Here is a 20,852-nt window from a genome sequence, read left to right as displayed (position 1 = left end):
GTCAGTCTCCTCCGGGATTCGTCGTCAGTATGCACCTGCAGCATAAACATGTCCTATGAGACGTCCCGTCACGGTTGGAATTGACAATTATCTGCTCAGGGCACATGTAATTCCGTCATGACGGACAATACTGACGATATCCTGACACGCCTGCCTGCCCGCCTGAAAGAAGCGCGCCGGGCCAAAGGCCTGTCTTTGGAAGCCGTGGCCAACCTCAGCGGCGTATCCCGCTCGATGGTCAGCCAGATTGAACGGGGTGAAAGCAGCCCCACCATCTCGACCCTATGGAACCTGACCCGCGCCTTGCAGGTGGATTTCGCAGGGTTGCTGGAAGAGGCCAACACCGCCGACCAGGTCGAAGTTTTGCGCAATGCCGAGGTGCCCAGCATCGACAATATGGGCCAGAACTGCCGCATCCGCATCCTCTCACCACCCGAAGAGGCCGGGGGCCATGAGGTTTACGATATCGAATTCGACACCGACGGGGCGCTGACCAGCCAACCCCATGCACGCGGCGCGCGGGAACAGCTGACGGTGCTGGAAGGTGCGGTTCGCGTGACTTCGGGTACCGCTTCGCGCGACCTGCATCAGGGCGATACTGCGCGATATGCAGCGGATGTGGAGCATTCGATTGTCGCCAACGGCCCGGCCCGCGTGTTTCTGATCGTCAAGAACGCATAAGGCAAGAATCCGCCTTTACGGATTTTTTTCTTAGATATTGTAATTCCCCTATTCGGGAACTACATCCGTTATGTTAGATATGCGACTCACATAACGGAGACCGCCATGGCAGACGCATTCCTGTCCCACATCACGGGCACCCTCGCGCAGATCGAATCTGAGGGTCTGTACAAACGCGAACGAATGATCACCTCGCCTCAGGGCGGTGAAATTACGGTGGGCGACAAACAGGTGATCAACCTGTGCGCCAACAACTATCTGGGCCTGGCCGATCACCCCGCGCTGATCGACGCCGCCAAAAGCGCGATGGAGCCGAAGGGGTTCGGCATGGCCTCGGTCCGGTTCATCTGCGGCACGCAGGATATTCACCGCGAGTTGGAGCAGAAGCTGGCCAAGTTCCTTAAAAAGGACGATGCGATCCTGTTCGCCGCCTGTTTCGATGCCAATGGCGGTCTGTTTGAGCCTTTGTTAGGGCCGGAAGACGCCATCATCTCGGACAGCTTGAACCATGCCTCGATCATCGACGGCGTGCGGCTGTGCAAAGCGAAACGCTATCGCTATCAGAATAACGACATGAACGACCTCGAACTCATGTTAAAGCAAGCGCGCGCCGATGGGGCGCGGCATATCATGATTGCGACCGACGGCGTGTTCTCGATGGATGGTTATCTGGCGAACCTACCGAATATCCGCGAACTGGCCGACAAATACGATGCCATTGTCATGGTGGATGACTGCCATGCCACCGGCTTTATGGGACCGAATGGCGCGGGCACACCGGATCACTTCGGCGTCGATGTGGACATCCTGACGGGAACCTTGGGCAAGGCACTTGGAGGGGCAATCGGCGGCTACATCGCCGGACCGCAAGCAGTGATCGACCTGCTGCGGCAGCGGGCGCGGCCCTATCTGTTCTCGAACTCGCTGCCACCCTCCATCGTTGCCGCTGGTCTGGAAGCGATCCGTCTGGTCGAAGAGGGCGACATGCTGCGCGCGCAACTGTTCGGTAATGCCAAATACTGGCGCGCAGGATTGGAGAAGCTGGGCTTTGATCTGCTGCCCGGCGAACACCCGATCGTTCCGGTGATGCTGGGTGAAGCGACCTTGGCGCAAGACATGGCGGCGCGACTGTTTGACGAAGGCGTCTATGTCTCGGGCTTCTTCTTTCCCGTTGTCCCGCGCGGGCAAGCGCGGATCAGAACGCAGATGAATGCGGCTCTGACCAAGGACGAATTGGACCGTGCACTGGCCGCCTTTGGCAAAGTCGGCAAAGAACTGGGAGTGATCTGATGCGACCCAACACGATGAAAGCTTTGGAGAAATCCAAACCCGAGGAAGGCCTGTGGATGGTACAAGCCCCGGTGCCCGAGATCACCTCGGAAGAGGTGCTGATCAAGGTCAACAAGACCGGTATCTGCGGGACGGACATCCACATTTGGAACTGGGATGAATGGGCTGCGGCCACCGTGCCGGTCCCGATGATCACGGGCCACGAATTCGCCGGTGAGATCGTCGAGATTGGCCGCAACGTGACTGGGCTTGAGATCGGCCAGCGTTGTTCCGGCGAGGGCCACCTGATCACAACTGACAGTCGCCAGAGCCGCGCGGGCAAGTTCCACTTGGACCCCGGCACGCGGGGCATCGGGGTAAACGAACAGGGCGCCTTTGCACAATATCTGAAGCTGCCTGCCTTCAACGTGGTGCCTTTGCCCGATGACGTGCCGGATGAGATCGGAGCCATCCTCGATCCGCTCGGCAACGCCGTGCACACCGCGCTGAGCTTTGATCTGCTGGGTGAGGACGTCCTGATCACCGGCGCCGGCCCCATCGGCATAATGGCCGCCGCCGTTGCACGGCACGCCGGTGCCCGGCATGTGGTAATCACCGATATCAATCCTGATCGCCTGACCTTGGCGGAACACGTCGTACCGACCGTGCGTACGGTCGACGTGTCCAAGGAAGACCTTCAAGACGTCATCACAGAACTGGGCATGAAGGAGGGCTTCGACGTGGGCCTCGAAATGTCCGGTTCGCAAATCGCACTGGACCAGATGGTTGAAGCGCTAGTGATGGGCGGCAAGATCGCTTTGCTGGGCATCCCCCCCGGAAAATCCCCCGTGGATTGGTCCCGCATCGTGTTCAAGGCGATCACCATCAAGGGCGTCTACGGGCGCGAGATGTTCGAGACCTGGTACAAGATGATCGCCATGTTGCAGAACGGTCTGGATGTCAGCCGCGTCATTACCCATGAGATGAAAGTCGACGATTTCGCCGAAGGCTTTGCCGCGATGAAGTCGGGACGGTCGGGCAAGGTGGTGCTCGACTGGACCTGACGCTCTGGCACCGCGCGGGTTTTGACCCTAAACAGGGAAGAACCCGCGCGTTTGGAGGAGCACATGGGCGACAAGGACAGGTATCTGGAACGCGGGATCGAAGACTCACTCGTTACCGATTTCGCGAAGACCCATCGCAAGAGCTATGGTGATTTCCTGCAGCTCAAGACCCTGCTGAACCTGCAAAAGACCTTTCAAGACCCCGCGCAACCCGATGAGATGCTGTTCATCATCATCCATCAGGTCAGCGAGTTATGGCTGAAACTGATGCACCATCAACTGGTCGAAACGCGCCACTTCCTGCAACAGGACGCATTTGGCCCGGCGATGAAAAACCTCAACCGCGTCAAGGCAATCCAGCGGCAACTGATCTCGGCCTGGGAAACCCTGCTGACCATGACACCTGCGGATTACATGACCTTTCGTGAGGCATTGGGCAGTTCGTCCGGTTTCCAAAGTTATGGCTATCGCCAGATCGAGTTCATTCTGGGCAACAAGGACGCCTCGACCCTGAAAGTGCACGAACATGACCCCGAGGTCATGGCTATGCTGAACGATGCGCTGACCAAACCTTCGTTATATGACGAGGTGCTGTTCATGCTGGACCGCAAGGGGTTTGAGGTGCCGCAAGACCTGTTGGATCGCGACTATGCGCAACCCTATTCCGGCGACCCGCGTGTGGTTAAGATCTGGGTGCAGGTGTATCGCGACACCGAAAGGTATTGGGAACTTTATGCGCTGGCCGAAAAGCTGATGGACGTGGAATCCCTGTTCCAAAGGTGGCGTTTCGATCACGTCACGGCGGTGGAACGGGTGATCGGCAACCAGCCCGGTACAGGCGGTTCCAGCGGCGTCGCCTTTCTGCGCAAGGCCTTGGATTTGCGCTTCTTCCATGATCTCTACGATGTACGCACCGCGCTGATGTATACCGAGCAGGAGTAAGCAATGCTGTACCGAGGGTTTTCTCAGGACGAGCTGGAACAGGAATACTCACCCCGGTCGATGATCGGCGGAGACCTGACGCCGTATTTGGAAAGCTACGCTGCCCTTAGCGCACAACATCGGGCGCAGATGGAGGTGATCGGGGACGTCTCTTACGGTGACAGTACGGCTCAAGTTCTAGACTTCTTTCCCGCCAAGTGCACAGGCGCACCTCTGCATATCTTTATTCACGGAGGCTATTGGCAGGCCCTAAGTCAGCGTGAATCAGCGATGATGGCCCCGGCACTGGTTGAGGCCGAACAGTCCTTTGCGACCCTGAACTACACATTGGCCCCGGAGGCACGGATCGGCGACATGATCGACGAGTGCCGCGAAGCCTTGCTCTGGCTGGCTGCCAACGCACCAGATCTGGGCTTCGACCCCTCGCGGATCACCTTGTCCGGCCACAGTGCCGGGGCGCAACTGGCAAGCATGGTCATGGCGACCTCAGCCGATGCGCTGGCTCGTGCCGGGCTGCGCGTGCGCGACGTGATCCTGATCAGCGGGGTTTACGATCTGGAACCGATTAGCCTGACATCAGTGAATGAACCGTTGCAATTGACACCGGTTGAGGTGAACGACCTCTCCCCCATCCGACACCGCCCCGCCCCCGGTCCGCGCTATCACGTGACGGTGGCCGAGCGCGACACGCCCGAATTCATCCGCCAGAGCCGGGACTATGCGGAACTGCTGCGCAAGGGCGGCCATTCGGTCAGTTTCGAGTTGAAGAAGGGGATGCAGCATTTCGACATTATCATGCACCCAGGGACATTTTTGCCGGAACATCGATAGTCAAAGCTATTGGGTGTCAGGCAATTTTGACCATTGCCTCACAAACCGGCGCAATCACCACGAACCGCGTGTTTGACTCGAAGCCAGAGGTGTTCGGTTCGAACCCAAACTGAAATCCGTGTTTCACTATGCGAACCAATAGGTATGGTACCCCAAAAACGGGAACGGCTTGTAACCACGGATCAAGTCTATGCCAATGTTCCAAAGAACCCAGGACTTAACAATATTTCGTTTTAGGAGAACAACTTGACCGAACAGCTAACTCTCAGAGATGGTAGAACGCTCGCATTCAGCACTTACGGCGACCCAAATGGAACACCGGTAATTTTCAGCCATGGGTTTTCGGATTCTCACGTCATTCGCCAACCCGACGACAGTCTAACCGCTTCGCTTGGAGTGCGATGGATTGCAGCAGACGAACCAGGTGTCGGAGGATCGAGTCCGAAAAAAGATCGGCGAATGGTCGATTGGGGCGCTGACATGGAGGATTTGGCCGACCACCTTAAACTGGATACCTTCAATGTAGCGGGCCACTCCGGAGGCGGCCCTCACGCTTTAGCAGTGGCATTTCACATGCCCGAACGTGTGCGCAAGGTTGCGCTCGCTTCTCCTGTGGCGCCATTCGATGAGCCTGGCGTTACCAAAATGCTAGTATTAAAGGACCTGAAGACCATCGCGAAATTGCGCCATCTGACCTCTTTGATCCGCTGGGCAGAACGTATTGGTGCCAAAAGTGCTTTGAAAGACATCCCTTCATATGTGGAGTCTGTAGTTGACCAAATGCCCAACGAAGCCAAGACAATACTCCGCAATCCAGAGCAACAAGCCTTGTTCGAAGAGAACTTTCGTCTTGGTTACCAACAACACGAAGAAGGCGTTTTCGAAATGACGATGGCTCTTTGGGACTGGAGATTTTCGCCAAATGATATCCGGCAACCAGTAAAAATATTTTATGGTACTGCAGACGACATTATTTCACCGGAGATGCCGCGGCATCTGTGCTCTGAGCTTCGCGATTGCACGGCGCATGAATGGCCGGGCGCAGGACACTATGGGTTTGTGGATCGCGAGCGTTGGACCGAATTTGTGGGCGCGGTCGCTAGTCTGTCTTAGCAAGTCAAAGTCAGCTATTCCCGAGTAGCCGACATCGGATCAGATTACCTTGGCGATTGGGCTGGGATTGGATGATGCACGTTACTTACTGGGTTCAGAGAATCTCGGGCAAGACATCTAAAGTACGCGGCAATCATGGACAAAAAAACAGCGGCCCGATTGAGCCGCTGTTTCCAAATTCCATCCTGAACCAAATCAGTCGAGCGTGCGCGTAACCTCTTCGCGCTCGAAGATTTCGATTACGTCGCCGGCGCGGATATCGTCGTAGTTTTCGAATGCCATACCACATTCCTGACCCGACTGAACCTCGGTCACTTCGTCTTTGAAGCGCTTCAGGGTTTTCAGCGTGCCTTCGTGGATCACCACGTTGTCGCGCAGCAGGCGGACGCCTGCGGAACGACGCGCCACGCCTTCGGTGACCAGACAGCCGGCAACTTTGCCGACACCAGTGACTTTGAAGACTTCGCGGATCTCGGCGTAACCGATGAACTTCTCGCGGATCTCGGCGCTCAGCAGGCCGGATGCGGCCGCTTTCACGTCGTCAACGAGGTCATAGATCACCGAGTAATAGCGGATCTCGACACCCTTCTGGTTCGCGGTGTTCCGAGCGGACGCGTTGGCACGGACGTTGAACCCGAAGATCGGTGCGCCCGAGGCTTCGGCCAGACCGACATCCGTCTCGGTAATCGCACCCACGCCCGAGTGCAGAACACGCACGCGCACTTCGTCGTTCCCGATCTTTTCCATCGCCTGAACGATGGCTTCGGCAGACCCTTGCACGTCCGCTTTCATCAGAATCGGCAGCTCGGTGACGTTTTCGTCTTCCTTTGCCTTCTGCATCAGCTGCTCAAGGGTGGTCGCGGCCCCGGCGGCGGCGCGTTTGTCCTTGGCGGCTTGTTCACGATAGGCGGCGATCTCACGGGCCTGCGCTTCGGTCTCGGTCACGTTCAGAACGTCACCGGCCTCAGGCGTACCATTGAGACCCAGAACCTCGACCGGAACCGAAGGGCCAGCTTCCTTGACGCGTTCACCCTTGTCGTTGATCAGCGCACGGACCTTACCGTATTGCTCACCCACAACGAAGATGTCGCCTTGGTGCAGCGTGCCGTTCTGAACCAGGACCGTGGCTACGGGGCCACGGCCCACGTCCAGCTGTGCCTCGATCACGGCACCTTGGGCGGCGCGGTCGGGGTTGGCTTTCAGTTCCAGAATCTCGGCCTGCAGCGCGATGGCTTCCAGCAGTTCGTCCAGACCCTGCCCGGTGATGGCCGAGACTTCGACGTCCTGAACCTCACCTGACATTTTCTCAACGATCACTTCGTGTTGAAGCAGATCGGTGCGCACCTTGTCCGGGTTGGCATCCGGCTTGTCGACCTTGTTGATCGCAACGATCATCGGCACTTCGGCCGCTTTGGCGTGGTTAATCGCCTCGATCGTCTGCGGCATCACCGCGTCGTCAGCCGCGACAACCAGAACCACGATGTCCGTCACCTGAGCACCGCGCGAACGCATCGATGTAAAGGCCGCGTGACCCGGCGTATCCAGGAAGGTCAGCGTGGTGCCGCCATCGGTTTTCACCTGATAGGCGCCGATATGCTGGGTGATACCACCGGCCTCGCCTGCCACAACGCGTGCATCGCGGATCGCATCCAGCAACGAGGTTTTACCGTGGTCAACGTGACCCATGATGGTGATGACCGGCGGACGCGGCTGCAGGTCGTCCTCGCTGTCTTCGACCTCTTTGATGACGTCTTCAACGTCCGAATCAGAGACACGGGTGACCTTGTGGCCAAACTCTTCGATGATCAGTTCGGCGGTATCGGCGTCGATGGTCTGGTTCTGTGTAACCATCATGCCCATCTGCATCAGCGATTTGACAACGTCAGCAACACGCTCGGCCATACGGTTGGCCAGTTCCGAGACCATGATCGCCTCGGGCAGCTGAACGTCGCGAATTACCTTTTCCCGCTCGACCGGGCCGCCCATGGCTTTCTGACGCGCACGCTCCTGCTTGCGCTTCATCGACGCCATCGAGCGTTGACGGTTTCCTTCGCCACCGGTCGCCTGACCCAGTGTCAGTTTGCCCGAGCGGCGGTTGTCGTCACGGCCTTTACCACGACCGCGCTGTTCGCGTTCGCGATCCTGCTTGCGCGGAGTCGCGGCGGGTGCCGGTTTGCTTGCCGGGGCGCGGGCGGCTTTGGGCTCTTCAGGCGCAGGGGCGGCTGCAGCGCGTTTGGCAGCTTCTTCTGCCTCTTTGCGCTTGCGCTCTTCCTCTTCGGCCTTGGCCTTTGCACGTTCTTCCGCCTCACGCTGTTCGCGTTCCTTGGCTTCCTGCTCGGCGCGGCGACGGGCGCGTTCTTCTTCACGCGCTTTCTCGGCGGCCTCGCGGGCGGCGGCCTCTTCGGCCTCGCGCGCTTTGGCGGCCTGCAATGCCTTCATCCGGCGGGCCATTTCCGCGTCGGAAATCCCGGCAGGGCGGCGCGACGGATCACCCGACGGCGTTGCTCCGCCACCTGGTTTGCCGGCACCCGGCTTGGGGACCACCACGCGTTTGCGTTTGGTTTCCACCACGACATTCTTGGTGCGTCCGTGGCTGAAACTCTGTTTCACATTCCCGGGGCGTGCCCCGCCACGAAGACCCAATGTCTTTTTGCCGTCATTATCGCTCATAAAGCTTCTTACCCTTCCGCGCGGCCCCTGCCGCCGTCATCCGTTTCGCGCAAGCCACGCAGGCGCTGCGCTTCCTCTACAACACGTTTGGCGAGTCCACCAGAGGCCATGGCCGCATGAATCACCGTTTGGCGCCCAAATGCCGCCCCCAACTCATCCGCGGTCAGCCATCCGATGTATTTTCCGAAGTGCGGCGTGCTGAGTTTCGACTTGCCGCGCCCCGATCCATCGCTGGCCTGAATCAGTACCTGAGCCTCTTCCCGGTCCAGCCACGTCTTGACCTTTTCATACCCAGCGACCGCATCGCCGGACTTGCGCGCCAAGCTGAGAAGCTCAACCACACGACGCGCGACTTGTTTTTCGACCTCATCGGCCAGGTCCGCTTGTGCCGAGACTTGCGCCTTGAACCCGCGCGAGAACAGCTTTTTGTTGACCGCTTTGTCCAAGGCCGCGCGATCTGCCGCCACATAGACCCCCCGCCCCGGCAATTTCGCCGCAACATCGGGATAGACCTGACCGTCTGGCCCCGTCACAAACCGGATCAGCCCGTATTTGGGCTGAACCTCGCCCGTGGCGATGCACTTGCGTTCGGGTCCGTCGGACCGATCCTTATGGACGCCACCGCGACCCATGTGCGCACCCCGAGGCCCTGAAATCAGGCCTCGGCCTCCTCGTTTACCGCTTCGCCGTCTTCTTCTTCGGCTTGCTCCAGTTCGGCCGGATCAACCCAGCCCAGCATGATGCGCGCGGTCATGACCAGATCTTGCGCCTCTTCCAGCGAAACGCCGAAAGGCTCAAGCACGCCGTCATCCTTGATACGCTCACCGTCGACCGTGGTCCAGCCGCCCGCCAGTTCCCAGTCGGCGCAGGTGGCAAAGTCTTCCAACGTCTTCACGTCGTCCTTTGCCAGTGCCTCTACCATCTGGGGTGTCAGACCTTCGAATTCAATAAGGCTGTCCTCAGCGCCCAGCGCACGGGCCGCGTCCAGAGCCGCCTTGGCCTGTGCTTCCAGGAATTCGCGGGCACGTGTCTGCAGTTCCTGCGCGGTGCCTTCGTCAACGCCGTCGATGACCAGCAGCTCGTCGATCTCGACATAGGCAACCTCTTCGAGGTTGGTGAAACCTTCGGACACCAGCAGCTGCGCGAAGAATTCGTCCAGATCCAAACTATCCATGAACAGCTGAGTGCGGGCTTCGAATTCTTTCTGACGACGCGCCGATTCTTCGGCTTCGGTCATGATGTCGATATCCAGACCGGTCAGCTGGCTAGCAAGACGCACGTTCTGACCGCGACGGCCAATGGCGAGGCTCAACTGTTCTTCGGGAACAACAACTTCGATTTTGCCGGCTTCTTCGTCCAGAACCACCTTGGAAACCTCGGCGGGTTGCAGTGCGTTCACCAGGAAGGTCGGCTGATCTTCGTTCCACGGAATGATGTCGATCTTTTCACCCTGCAGTTCGTTCACAACGGCCTGCACGCGGCTGCCGCGCATACCAACGCAGGCACCGACCGGATCAATCGAACCATCATAGGAGATTACGGCGATCTTGGCACGCGAACCTGGGTCGCGGGCGACGGCCTTGACCTCGATGATGCCGTCATAGATTTCCGGCACTTCCATCTTGAACAGCTCAGCCATGAATTCCGGCGCCGTGCGCGACAGGAAGATCTGGTGACCACGTACTTCGCGGCGGACTTCTTTGATATAGGCGCGCACACGGTCATTCGGGCGATAGCTTTCGCGGCCGATCTTGTCGTTGCGGCGCAGAACGGCTTCAGCACCGCCCAGATCGACGATGACATTGCCAAATTCTTCACGCTTGACCGCACCGTTGATGATGGTGCCTGCGCGATCCTTGAATTCTTCGTACTGACGATCACGCTCGGCTTCGCGGACCTTTTGCAGAATGACCTGCTTGGCGGATTGGGCAGCAATCCGGCCCATTTCAACCGGCGGCACTTCTTCAACGAAAACGTCACCCACCTCGGGCGATTCCATGTACTGCTTGGCCTGCTCGACGGTCATCTCGGACTGGTAGTTTTCCAACTCGTCGTCTTCGACAACGGTACGAACGCGCGTAAAGGTCGCCTTGCCGGTCTTGCGGTCGATGCTGACGCGAATGTCCATCTCAGCGCCGTAACGGCTCTTGGCGGCACGGGCGAGCGATTCTTCCATCGCTTCGACAACCAGACCGGGGTCGATCATCTTTTCGCGGGCCACGGCCTCGGCGGTCTGCAGCAGCTCCAGCTGGTTGGCTGAGGTGATTGCCATCAGTTCGTCTCCTCTTCGGACCCTTCGGTCTCAATCTCGTCGAAAGCGTTTTCGTTCAGGGCACCGGCGTCTTTGCGCTGGCGCAGCATTTCCTTGATCAGGTCATCGGTCAGGACCAGCTTGGCGTCGCTTAGCCAGTCAAATTGCAGACCAATGGTGATTGTCTCGGAACCCTCGGGAATGTTGATCAGAACCTCATCCCCTTCGATACCGGCCAACTCGCCCTTAAAGCGGCGGCGGCCGTCGATCAGTTCGGCGGTTTCGATCTTGGCCTCATACCCCTCGAACGTCTCAAAATCCTTGAGACGGGTCAAAGGGCGGTCAATGCCAGGACTGGAAACCTCAAGCGTATAGGTATCCAGGATCGGGTCCTCGACATCCAGCGTGGCGCTGACCGCATTCGAAATTTCGGCGCAATCATCCACCTCGATGCCGCCATCAGGCTTGTCGGCCATGATCTGCAGCGTGGTTTGCTTGCCGCTCATCAAGCGGATACGGACCAGCTCATACCCCAGATCTTCGATCACGGGGGTGATGATCTCGGCCAGTCGCCGGTCAATGGCAGCTTTAGCTATCAGGTCGTTTGTCATCAGGTTCTCTACCCTTCATCCGGGCACAAAAAAACGGGCGCGCGGCCCGTCGAATTTTCCGGTGGAGCCCCGGACCGAAGCCCGACACGCCGCTGTTGGAACTGCATATACGCAGGGTTTCCCGAATCTGCAACCCCCGGAGGGATTCGTGATCGGATTTACGCCCGCCACCACCGTTCGGCGATGCGTCCATCGTCCAACACGCGACCCGAACCGATCTGGCGCGGCATCCCCACATGCGGAGCAACGGCCAGCGCCATATCCGATTCGCTTGGGTGATAACGCAGACCACGCTGGCCTTTCAGGTCTTCGCCTTCGGGCAGAGCTGCGACATCAACATATCCGTCCCGCAGCGCCTCGGCGCGCACATGGGCGTCGGGGATCACGATGATTTCCACCGTATCAGCCCATCCTGCAGTACCGGCCTTATAATGGCCCGCGACCTTGCGCCCTAAAAAGTGGCGCTCATCATCGGCCCGTTCGACCCGATAGCATCCGGTGCCATTGGCCCTGTCCAGAGGCGTCACGCCCTGCCCGTCGCGTGCAATGACAAAACGGCTGTCGGCCAGCAGGAACGGCAGGCCCGGGTTGGCCTCGGCCAGCTCCAATTGGACCATGTCGGGCGACAGGGCTTCGGCCCGGCCCACCTCATTCAAAACAGAGATCACGTCGGAAACATCCAGCGCCGCGCCATCGTGAAACGCCACATGGGACCGCAGATCAAAGCGCCAGATGCGCGCCGTCGCGTCCGTATGCCAGCCGGTCGCCAGCTCGCCGCGCAAGGTGCCGTCGGGCGCGATCTCGGTCAGGGTGTCGAATACGGCCCCGCGTGAGACCTGCTCCAGACTGTCATCGCGCGGCACCGCCAAGCGCAGCGTCCCACCCGCCTTGGGTGTATCTGCCAAGGACGCACCCGTCGCCGCCAGCAAGGCTGCAGCGGCACCCGAGGCAAACAAAGCACGGCGATCAATCCGGGTCATGCGACCTCCTCAGCCACGCGGTCCATGATTCGGACCAGTTCGGCACTGATGCCTGGTTCTGACAGGGCGTGGCCCGCATTGCGCACCATCTGCAGTTCGGCATTTGGCCAGAGTTGGGACAGCCTCCAGGCTGCCTGCGGTGGGCAAATCATATCATAGCGGCCCTGCACGATATGGCCGGGGATATGGGCGATCCTGCCCATCTGATCCAGAATCTGCCCGTCTTTTTCAAGGAAAGCGCTGTTGATGAAATAGTGATTCTCAAGTCGCGCAAACGCGCGCGCGTATTCGCCGGGGCTTTCCCCGGCACTACCGTGAGAATGCATGGACGCCAACGCGTTTTCCCACGCAGACCATGCCCGTGCGTAAAGGATTTCCGTCGCACGATCACCCGAGAACAGGCGCTTGTTATAAGCCCCGATCGTATCGTACAGTTCACTGTCGGTCAGCAAAGCGGTGAACTTCGCCCATTGCTCGGGCCAGAATTTACCTGCGCCGCCGCCATAAAACCAATCCAGTTCGGCCTGCGTCGCCAGGAAAACCCCACGCAGCACAAGCCTGTTCACACGGTCCGGATGGGCCTGCGCATAGATCAACGCCAATGTTGCGCCCCAGCTGCCGCCAAATACGGTCCAGTCGTCGATATCCAGCAGGGTACGCAAACGTTCAATATCTGCCACCAGATGCCAGGTGGTGTTGTCCTCCACAGATGCGTGGGGCCGCGAGCGCCCGCATCCGCGCTGGTCAAACAGAATCACCCGATAGGCTTCAGGATCGAAATACCGTCGCATCGCCGGGCTGCAGCCGCCGCCGGGTCCTCCATGCAACACGACAACGGGTTTCCCATCAGGATTGCCGCATTGCTCCATATAAATGCGGTGGCCTTCGCCCACATCCACCATCCGCTGATCAAAAGGATCGATCGGCGGGTAAAGATATTGCACTGCGCGCTTTTGGTCCGGGTACTTGTCCATTATGGCCCTATATAGTCCTTAAACGTAAAAGAGCATACGGAGACAGGAATGCAAGCGCATCCGAACACTGTGGACCCGTCCGAGATCGCAAAATTCGAGGCTGTGGCGGCGGAATGGTGGGATCCTCACGGAAAATTCAAACCTCTGCACATGCTGAATCCGTGCCGTCTGGACTATATCACACAACAGATTGCGGGTGAATTTGACCGTGATCTAAAGGCCGCGAATCCCTTCGAGGGCCTGCGTCTGCTGGATATCGGCTGCGGCGGCGGGCTTCTGAGCGAACCCATGGCCCGCCTTGGGGCCACCGTGGTCGGAGCTGACGCCGCTGCGGGTAACCTTCCCGTCGCTCGCATTCATGCCGAGCAATCAGGGTTGGAGATCGACTATCGCCACACCACCGCCGAGGATATGGCGGCTGCGGGAGAGCAGTTCGACGTGGTGCTGAACATGGAAGTGGTGGAACACGTTGCCGACCCGCTGAGCTACCTGACTGCCACGCAGCAGCTTCTGAAACCCGGCGGGCTGCAGATTTGTTCCACTATCAACCGCAACCCGAAATCCTATGCGATGGCCATCTTCGGGGCCGAGGTCGTCATGCGCTGGCTGCCACGCGGCACGCATGAGTGGAACAAGTTCATCACCCCCGATGAGCTGTTCGACCTGCTGCGCCAGGCCGGGCTGGAGCCGGTCGACCGCAAGGGATTCGTGTTCAACCCGATCCTGTGGAGCTGGTCGATCTCGGATCGCGATCTGAGCGTGAATTATGTGACGGCGAGTGTGAAGCCGGGCACGTAGGATGGGTGCACGCATCCATCATTTCGACGACAAAACAGGCGCGATGGGTGCAAGCACCCATCCTACAAGACGCGGCAGCGCTTAAGGTTGAAGTTTTCGGCAATATTTTCTCGTTGAAGTGCCTGAGCGAACCTGTCGCTTATAAAGAATGCGTCATTGAAACACTTCTCTACCCATATGTCCGCGCCTTCAAGACACTCCAACCCTAACGCAACATCATCATCAGCCCATCCTGCAGCGCGGCCTCTGACTCTTAGCCTATCTTCCTCCGACCATGATTTAGGAGCCGCTGATTTCTCTGTTCTCGGAGATTGCTCTGCCAAAAACGTATCCTTAACGTTTCCGATGTTCAGATAGCTGTGGTGCAAGTTCAGTGGGGTCTTTTGATCTTTTTTGAAAAACAACGTCGAATAAACTGCGCCTCCGCCAATATCGAGCGTTTTTAGAACTTCGACGACTTCGGGAGAGATGAGAAAGAATCCTGCATTGGCAAAATGCCTGAGTTTTTGAGGGCGGCCATTTCTAGCAATTGTCTTTTTGGGGAACTTACCTTCGTCCAGAGCTAACCCGCGTTCATTCCGCAATGCTGACAGTCTTGCTTCTTCAAGGGTTTCATCACTCAGGTACAAATCACCGGTAAAATCACAGTAGTACGATGTTCCAATGATGACATCGCATCCCCACGCTACTTTACTCATTGTCATTAGCCATTTGCGTCAACCCTACTCCCCCTCCAACTGCAACCGCAAATCCCGCAGCACAGGCAGCGTGCTGCGGACCCGCTCCAACCCCAGCTCTCCAACCACGCGGTTGATCAGCGGCGCAATGGACGAAATCGCCTGATCCCGCGCGCGACGACCAGCGGGGCTGATGGCGACCATCTTGCGGCGGGCGTCGTCCCAGTCGGGGCGAATGTGGATGTATCCGGCCCATTCAAGCTTGGCCAAGGTGTTGGTCATCGCTCCGCGCGTGACGTGAAAGGTGCTGGCCAGTTGCGCGGGCGTGCGCTCATCTCCCACAAACACCAGATGGTTCAGCACCGAGAAATGCGAGATTTCCATGCCCTTGGGCAGCACCCGGCTCAGCCGGTTGCGCAGCAATTGATCGGCGGTCAGGATCTCGCTGAATAGCGTGACCGCAAGGGCATTATGTTCGTCAGTCATGTCTCGGTTCTGGATCAAGGCCCGTCGAAAGGCCGTACGTGAGTCAGTGAGGGCACGCGACGGCGCGCCCCCGTCACAGAACTATCATCCAAATCGAAAAAGTGAATGCCCGGATCGGTGCCTGCGTCGATGACGACCTCTCCCCATGGGGCCACAACCATGCTGTGGCCGTAGGTATGGCGGGTCTTGCCTCGGGTTTTCGGATGCGTGCCGGTCTGCGCCGGAGCCACAACCCAGCACCCAGTCTCAATCGCCCGTGCGCGCAGCAGCGATTCCCAATGCGCCGCACCGGTCACAGGTGAAAACGCCGCCGGAACAGTCAGAATACGCGCACCCGCCTGCGCCAAGGTCGCATAGAGATATGGGAAGCGGATATCGTAACAGATGGTCATGCCGACCTTGCCGAAATCGGTCTCGGCAAGAACAGCGCGGTCGCCAGGACGATAATTCTTGGATTCGCGAAAGGTCTCAGACTCCGAGACCTGCACGTCAAACATATGAACCTTGTCATACCGCGCTACGATCTGCCCCTGCGGGTCGATCATGAAAGAGCGGTTGGCAAAGCGCCCATCGGCATCATGGGTTTTGATCGCCAATGAGCCGATCAGCAGCCAAACGCCCAAAGCGGCGGCCTGATCGCGCAGGCCCGCCAGCGTGATGTCATCTTCTTCATGCTGCAAAACCTCGCGCTGCCGCGTCGTGCTGGTCGAGACGCAGTTCGTCACCTCAGGCGTCAGGATGAAGCGCGCGCTCTGGCCTGCGGCTTCGGCCATCATGGCGCGCACGGTCGCCAGATTCTCAGCCGGGTCATCCGACGAACAAAGCTGCAGCAGCGCGGTTTTCATCAGGCGGCCAGCAGACGGTCCAGCTTGCCCTGACGCTCAAGCTCATAGAGGTCGTCACAGCCGCCCACATGCTGCGTGCCGATGAAAATCTGCGGCACAGTGCGCTTGCCGCCGGCCCGTTGGATCATCTCAGGCTTGCGTTTAGGATGCAGCAGCACGTCGACTTCCTTAAACTCGACGCCTTTCTGTTTCAGCAACCGCTTGGCGGCGTGGCAAAAGCCGCAAAGCGGCGAGGTGTAGATTTCAACCGGTTTCATTGTCCGTCCCCGCGGGTTTCGCGCAATCTTGTGCGAATTAGGCATCCTTGGCAACGCGCGCCAGAGCCAACACGAAAATATGATTTGCACCGGAGGCAAGGCAGACACGCGCGCACGCGGCCAGCGTCGCGCCCGAGGTCATGACATCATCCACCAACAATACATCGCGCCCCTGCAAGCGGTGTAGCCGTTTTGGATGACCCACGATCGCGCCAGAAAGGGTTTCTGCCCGTTCTTCTGTGGTTTTCCCATCCAGAACCGGCGTACGCACGCGGCGCACCAGAAGGTCTGGGCATACATCCAGCCCGGTCTGCCTGCCCAAATGCTGTGCCAACAGCGCCGACTGGTTGTAACGCCGCTTCAGCAAGCGCGACCAATGCAAGGGCACTGGCGCGATCAGCATACCGTCGCGTAACAAATCCCGCCCAGCCAGCGCCATCCAGCGCGCTGCCGGGCGTGCCAGTTCCGGCCTGTCGCCGTGTTTCAAAGCCAAAATCAACGACCGCGCCTTGCCGTCATAGAGCAACGCTGCCCGTCCATCCTGCCATGGACGGGGTGTTTTGATGCAATCATCACATTCGATCCGATGACCATCCGCCTCGCCCGGCAGTGGTACGCCGCAGCTTTCGCACACCACCCCTCCAATAAAAGGTGTGTCACGCCAACAAGACCCGCAGAGACCAAAATCCGCCTCGGTCAGCTCGCCGCATCCGATACAGCGAGGTGGATAGATCACCTGAACAGCGGTTTGAATCCGCTGCCACATGCGATAGTTCCGCCTTATGAAACTACCCGATTCCAACGCACCCTCTCTGTTCGACCGCCCGGCCCTGACCCGGCACCGTGCCCGCGCGCGGGATGAGGCGCTGTTTCTGCACCACGCCGCAGTGGACGAAGTGCAGGATCGGCTTGCCATGGTTAACAAAGCCTTTACGGCCCCGGTTGTCGTGACGCCCTTTGCGCAGATTTGGCAGGGTGTGCTGCCAGAGGCACATATCGTTGAGGATGACGAAGTTCTGGATCTCACGCCCGGCGCCCATGACTTGGTTATCCATGCCATGGCCCTGCATTGGGCCAATGATCCCGTGGGGCAGCTGATCCAGTGCCACCGCGCCCTGCGTCCCGACGGGCTGCTGCTGGTGGTCTGTTTGGGTGGTGAAACCCTGCACGAGCTGCGTGCCGCCCTTGGACAAGCCGAGATCGAGGTCACCGGCGGCCTCAGCCCCCGCATCGCGCCGATGGCCGAACTGCGCGATCTGGGCGGCTTGCTGCAGCGGGCCGGGCTAGCGCTGCCCGTCGCCGATACCGCGCGTCTGACGGCGGAATACCGCGACCTGATCCACCTGATGCGCGATCTTCGGGCGATGGGGGAAGCCAACAGCCTCTTCGGCCGCCTGAAACGCCCCACAAGACGGCAGGTCTTTGCCCGGGCGCAGCAGATCTATGCCGACCATTTCACCACGCCTCACGGCCGTCTGGCCGCCACGTTCGAGCTGATCTGCCTGACCGGCTGGTCGCCCGATGACAGCCAACAAAAACCCTTGCGCCCCGGATCGGCCAAAGCACGCCTTGCCGATGCGTTAGGTACAAAAGAAGGCAAACTGCCCGATTGACGACCGGGTTTTTCCGGTTATCTCAGCCCGGTACGCAGAAATTCAGGAAGCCCGCCATGTTTGACGCCACCCGCCCCGATCATGCCCCCGCAGACCACCCCAAGGTCAAAATGGGCCGTGTCGGCATTTTGCTGGCCAATCTGGGCACGCCGGACGACTACAGCTATTGGCCGATGCGCCGCTATCTGAACGAGTTTCTGTCGGACCAGCGGGTGATCGACTATCCCAAGTGGAAATGGCAGCCGATCCTACAGGGGATCATACTGACCAAACGCCCCTTCAGCTCGGGCGAGGCGTACAAGTCGATCTGGAATCACGACAAGGGCGAAAGCCCGCTGATGACAATCACCAAGGATCAAACCTCCAAGCTGCGCGATGCGATGAAGGCCCGGTATGGCGATCAAGTCATGGTCGATTTCTGCATGCGCTACGGCAACCCATCAACCAAGTCCAAGGTTCGCGAGATGGTGGCCGCGGGCTGTGACCGCATCCTGTTCTTCCCGCTCTATCCACAATACGCGGGCGCCACGACCGCCACGGCAAACGATCAGTTCTTCCGCGCGTTGATGGAGGAAGCCTGGCAACCGGCCAGCCGCACTGTGCCTGCCTATTTTGATGAACCCGCCTACATCGACGCTTTGGCCAGCTCAGTGGAAAAAGCCTATGCGGCAATGGATACCAAGCCGGACATTCTGGTCTGCTCGTACCACGGCATGCCGGAACGATATCTGCAGCAGGGCGATCCATATCACTGCCAATGTGCCAAGACATCGCGCCTTCTGAAAGAGCGGCTGGGCTGGCCGGACGATCAGCTTGTGTCCACCTTCCAATCCCGGTTTGGGCCGGAAGAATGGCTGAAGCCCTATACGGTCGATCACGTGGCCGAGCTGGCAAGACAGGGCAAGAAAAACATCGCAGTCATCGCACCGGCATTTTCCGCCGATTGCATCGAGACGCTAGAAGAGATCAATGAAGAGATCAAAGAAAGCTTCGAAGAATCAGGTGGTGAGACCTTTACCTATATCCCGTGCCTCAATGACGATGATTCGCATATCGCGGCCTTGGGTAAGGTGGTCGAAGACAATCTGAAAGGCTGGCTGGACTGAGTATTACCCCACCTTCAGACATGAAAAAAGGCGGTGGAGCGATCCACCGCCTTTTCTCTAGATGATGCTCGTCAAATTAGCTTGCGGCAACAGCTGCGGCAACGACGACCAGCAGGATCAGCGGCAGGATGATGCCCTGCGACGAACCTTGAGTTTCCTCAACAACAACCGGTGCTTCAACAACCGGCTCTTCCAGGTTGCCAGCATATGCGGTCGAAGCAGCAGCAGTCAGTGCAGCGGCGAGAACGAGTTTTTTCATATTAACCTCCAGAATTTGCACGGTTCCAGATAGCGAAACCGCGCACCCAAGACTTACCTCGTAACTTTTTAATAATCAGCTATGCGACTGGAATGCAATTGGAACTTGCGCCGCAAGCGGGTTCGTGCGCGAAAATGTCGTCAAATTAGCAACACTTGCGTGCCGACCTTCGCCATTGAAAACAGTTCCGCTATATCTTCATTAAAAAGTCCAATGCACCCGTTCGACGATCTGCGGCCAATTTTGCGCGTATCGTGCGTGCCGTGGATGCGGTAATACTTCCAACTTAGATATAAAGCATGTGTTCCCAATGGGTTATCCGGACCAGGTGGAATATAGTCCGGCCATTCGGGGTTACGTTTTTTCATCGATGGGGTCGGCGACCAGCTTGGCCCCTCAACCTTCCGGATTACGCTGGTGCGTCCACGGCGGGTCAGTTCCTCGGTCAGAGGCACGGACGAGGGATACAGTTTATAGACGCTTTGGTCATCTGACCAGTAATGCAGCGCTCGTGATACAGTATCGACCAAAATGGCCCCGTTTCTGGTGTTTGAGAAATAGGGCTGCCAGTCCAGCGCACGAAAACCCGAGATATTGCGGCGCACTTGAGGTTCTGGTTCCGGCGCGGGGCGTAGTGGATCCCCCGGGATATATTGGGCAATCGCGGGTGAGGCCAGAACGGCTGACGCGCCGGCAAGAAATCCTCGACGCGTGGACTTGTGAATATGTTTCGTGACCATGGCGAACGGTCCTTTGCTAAGGCAAATCTAAAAATTTAACGCATTCTATTGCCAGAATGCTTCAGTCGCAAATCAAACCGGCAGATTCATGCGAAACAGGGCCACTGGGCGTTTGCCCAAGGCGGTCTGTCGCGCTATGCCGTAGGATAACTCAACCATCAGGTCTCTCATGACGCGTATCCTTTCTTTACTCATTGCCTGCTTTTTCGCACTGGCTGCATGTACCCCCAGCAGTACCCCAACCTACGGAGCGGATGGTCGCCCCCTACCGACGGTCTACAAAATCCGCGGCAACCCGGAAAAACTGCAGTTTCGCATGCTGGATTCGGTCAACGCATTGCGACAAGCACAAGGTCTGCAACCGGTACAACTGAACTCACAGCTCAATGCCGCAGCAGCGACGCACTCCAAAGACATGGCGCGCCAGAACCGCCCCTGGCATTTTGGCTCTGACGGATCATCGCCGATCGACCGCGCTGCGCGTGTCGGATATTATGGCACGTTCCTGGGTGAGGCGATTTCCGAGACTTATGAAACCGAAACCGAGACGCTGGCCGCCTGGATGCAGGAACCTGGGCCACGATCGGTCATCATGGACCCAAAGGCCACACAAATGGGCTTTGCCTGGCATCAGGAAGGTGGCGGCAAAATCTGGTGGACGCTGGAAATGGGTGCCGGCGGGTAA

At 58.5% G+C, this 20,852-nt stretch carries 23 protein-coding genes; 10 read left to right on the top strand and 13 right to left on the bottom strand.

All coding sequences use genetic code 11. The features are described 5' to 3' along the window. Positions 1 to 117 precede the first annotated feature (117 nt). The 6 genes from ACR0LN_RS17405 to ACR0LN_RS17380 all read left to right on the top strand — a co-directional run bounded on the left by ACR0LN_RS17405 (position 118) and on the right by ACR0LN_RS17380 (position 5,900). Entirely contained in the window at positions 118 to 681 is a 564-nt protein-coding gene (locus ACR0LN_RS17405; protein ID WP_480431428.1) for a helix-turn-helix domain-containing protein, read from the top strand. Positions 682 to 786: 105 nt separating this feature from the next. Then, a complete protein-coding gene (locus ACR0LN_RS17400) occupies positions 787 to 1,971 on the top strand; it encodes a glycine C-acetyltransferase (protein ID WP_480431426.1) in 1,185 nt (394 codons plus the stop codon). 14 nt (positions 1,972 to 1,985) lie between these two features. Continuing rightward, positions 1,986 to 3,014, top strand: a complete 1,029-nt coding sequence (gene tdh / locus ACR0LN_RS17395; protein WP_480431456.1) for an L-threonine 3-dehydrogenase — start codon at positions 1,986 to 1,988, stop codon at positions 3,012 to 3,014. A 63-nt stretch (positions 3,015 to 3,077) separates the two neighbouring features. Beyond that, entirely contained in the window at positions 3,078 to 3,956 is an 879-nt protein-coding gene (locus ACR0LN_RS17390) for a tryptophan 2,3-dioxygenase (RefSeq protein WP_480431425.1), read from the top strand. Positions 3,957 to 3,959: 3 nt separating this feature from the next. Continuing rightward, positions 3,960 to 4,787, top strand: coding sequence for an alpha/beta hydrolase (locus tag ACR0LN_RS17385; protein WP_480431423.1), 828 nt, complete (start codon positions 3,960 to 3,962; stop codon positions 4,785 to 4,787). 246 nt (positions 4,788 to 5,033) lie between these two features. After that, positions 5,034 to 5,900, top strand: coding sequence for an alpha/beta fold hydrolase (locus tag ACR0LN_RS17380; protein ID WP_480431422.1), 867 nt, complete (start codon positions 5,034 to 5,036; stop codon positions 5,898 to 5,900). Positions 5,901 to 6,095: 195 nt separating this feature from the next. On the opposite strand, the gene infB is transcribed toward ACR0LN_RS17380, so the two are convergent. The 6 genes from infB to pip form a co-directional block, all read right to left on the bottom strand. Next, positions 6,096 to 8,570, bottom strand: a complete 2,475-nt coding sequence (infB, locus tag ACR0LN_RS17375; RefSeq protein ID WP_480431421.1) for a translation initiation factor IF-2 — start codon at positions 8,568 to 8,570, stop codon at positions 6,096 to 6,098. Positions 8,571 to 8,578: 8 nt separating this feature from the next. Next, positions 8,579 to 9,202, bottom strand: a complete 624-nt coding sequence (locus tag ACR0LN_RS17370; protein WP_480431419.1) for an RNA-binding protein — start codon at positions 9,200 to 9,202, stop codon at positions 8,579 to 8,581. A gap of 23 nt (positions 9,203 to 9,225) precedes the next feature. Further along, positions 9,226 to 10,842, bottom strand: coding sequence for a transcription termination factor NusA (gene nusA / locus ACR0LN_RS17365; protein ID WP_480431417.1), 1,617 nt, complete (start codon positions 10,840 to 10,842; stop codon positions 9,226 to 9,228). Then, positions 10,842 to 11,432: a ribosome maturation factor RimP gene (gene rimP / locus ACR0LN_RS17360; RefSeq protein WP_480431415.1), complete on the bottom strand. Its 591-nt coding sequence runs from the start codon at positions 11,430 to 11,432 to the stop codon at positions 10,842 to 10,844. The genes nusA and rimP overlap by 1 nt, the downstream gene beginning before the upstream one ends. A gap of 158 nt (positions 11,433 to 11,590) precedes the next feature. After that, complete coding sequence (locus ACR0LN_RS17355; protein ID WP_480431414.1) at positions 11,591 to 12,412, bottom strand: ABC transporter substrate-binding protein; 822 nt, start codon at positions 12,410 to 12,412, stop codon at positions 11,591 to 11,593. Beyond that, entirely contained in the window at positions 12,409 to 13,386 is a 978-nt protein-coding gene (pip, locus tag ACR0LN_RS17350; protein WP_480431412.1) for a prolyl aminopeptidase, read from the bottom strand. The genes ACR0LN_RS17355 and pip overlap by 4 nt, the downstream gene beginning before the upstream one ends. 48 nt (positions 13,387 to 13,434) lie before the next feature. Here pip and ubiG point away from each other — a divergent pair, with 48 nt between their 5' ends. Further along, complete coding sequence (gene ubiG, locus ACR0LN_RS17345; protein WP_480431411.1) at positions 13,435 to 14,184, top strand: bifunctional 2-polyprenyl-6-hydroxyphenol methylase/3-demethylubiquinol 3-O-methyltransferase UbiG; 750 nt, start codon at positions 13,435 to 13,437, stop codon at positions 14,182 to 14,184. Between the two features lie 62 nt (positions 14,185 to 14,246). Here the strand turns inward: ubiG and ACR0LN_RS17340 are convergent, their stop codons facing one another. From ACR0LN_RS17340 to ACR0LN_RS17320, 5 genes are read right to left on the bottom strand one after another with little or no spacing between them, the layout of a single operon-like run. Further along, on the bottom strand, positions 14,247 to 14,882 hold the full coding sequence (locus ACR0LN_RS17340; RefSeq protein WP_480431410.1) for a hypothetical protein: 636 nt from the start codon (positions 14,880 to 14,882) through the stop codon (positions 14,247 to 14,249). A 24-nt stretch (positions 14,883 to 14,906) separates the two neighbouring features. Next, entirely contained in the window at positions 14,907 to 15,347 is a 441-nt protein-coding gene (locus ACR0LN_RS17335; RefSeq protein WP_170327795.1) for a MarR family winged helix-turn-helix transcriptional regulator, read from the bottom strand. A 14-nt stretch (positions 15,348 to 15,361) separates the two neighbouring features. Continuing rightward, positions 15,362 to 16,192 (bottom strand): carbon-nitrogen hydrolase family protein, encoded by an 831-nt coding sequence (locus ACR0LN_RS17330; protein WP_480431409.1) that lies wholly within the window; start codon positions 16,190 to 16,192, stop codon positions 15,362 to 15,364. Further along, on the bottom strand, positions 16,192 to 16,449 hold the full coding sequence (gene grxC / locus ACR0LN_RS17325) for a glutaredoxin 3 (RefSeq protein WP_480431408.1): 258 nt from the start codon (positions 16,447 to 16,449) through the stop codon (positions 16,192 to 16,194). The genes ACR0LN_RS17330 and grxC overlap by 1 nt, the downstream gene beginning before the upstream one ends. 37 nt (positions 16,450 to 16,486) lie before the next feature. Continuing rightward, entirely contained in the window at positions 16,487 to 17,215 is a 729-nt protein-coding gene (locus ACR0LN_RS17320) for a ComF family protein (RefSeq protein WP_480431407.1), read from the bottom strand. A 16-nt stretch (positions 17,216 to 17,231) separates the two neighbouring features. Here ACR0LN_RS17320 and ACR0LN_RS17315 point away from each other — a divergent pair, with 16 nt between their 5' ends. Together ACR0LN_RS17315 and hemH are read left to right on the top strand one after the other, a co-directional pair. Further along, entirely contained in the window at positions 17,232 to 18,062 is an 831-nt protein-coding gene (locus tag ACR0LN_RS17315; RefSeq protein WP_480431406.1) for a methyltransferase domain-containing protein, read from the top strand. A 56-nt stretch (positions 18,063 to 18,118) separates the two neighbouring features. Further along, positions 18,119 to 19,168 carry a ferrochelatase gene (gene hemH / locus ACR0LN_RS17310; protein WP_480431405.1) on the top strand — a complete coding sequence of 350 codons (1,050 nt, stop codon included), beginning with the start codon at positions 18,119 to 18,121 and terminating at the stop codon, positions 19,166 to 19,168. A 76-nt stretch (positions 19,169 to 19,244) separates the two neighbouring features. Here hemH and ACR0LN_RS17305 read toward each other — a convergent pair whose 3' ends face one another. Together ACR0LN_RS17305 and ACR0LN_RS17300 are read right to left on the bottom strand one after the other, a co-directional pair. After that, on the bottom strand, positions 19,245 to 19,427 hold the full coding sequence (locus ACR0LN_RS17305; protein WP_010442520.1) for a hypothetical protein: 183 nt from the start codon (positions 19,425 to 19,427) through the stop codon (positions 19,245 to 19,247). Between the two features lie 140 nt (positions 19,428 to 19,567). Next, on the bottom strand, positions 19,568 to 20,167 hold the full coding sequence (locus ACR0LN_RS17300; protein WP_480431404.1) for a L,D-transpeptidase: 600 nt from the start codon (positions 20,165 to 20,167) through the stop codon (positions 19,568 to 19,570). Between the two features lie 169 nt (positions 20,168 to 20,336). Here ACR0LN_RS17300 and dalA point away from each other — a divergent pair, with 169 nt between their 5' ends. Further along, positions 20,337 to 20,852 carry a divisome-associated lipoprotein DalA gene (gene dalA, locus ACR0LN_RS17295; RefSeq protein ID WP_480431403.1) on the top strand — a complete coding sequence of 172 codons (516 nt, stop codon included), beginning with the start codon at positions 20,337 to 20,339 and terminating at the stop codon, positions 20,850 to 20,852.

Source organism: Ruegeria sp. AA6 (assembly GCF_056542865.1).
The sequence above is the reverse complement of the archived record's forward strand: the minus strand, read 5'-3'. Positions and strand labels throughout refer to the sequence as shown.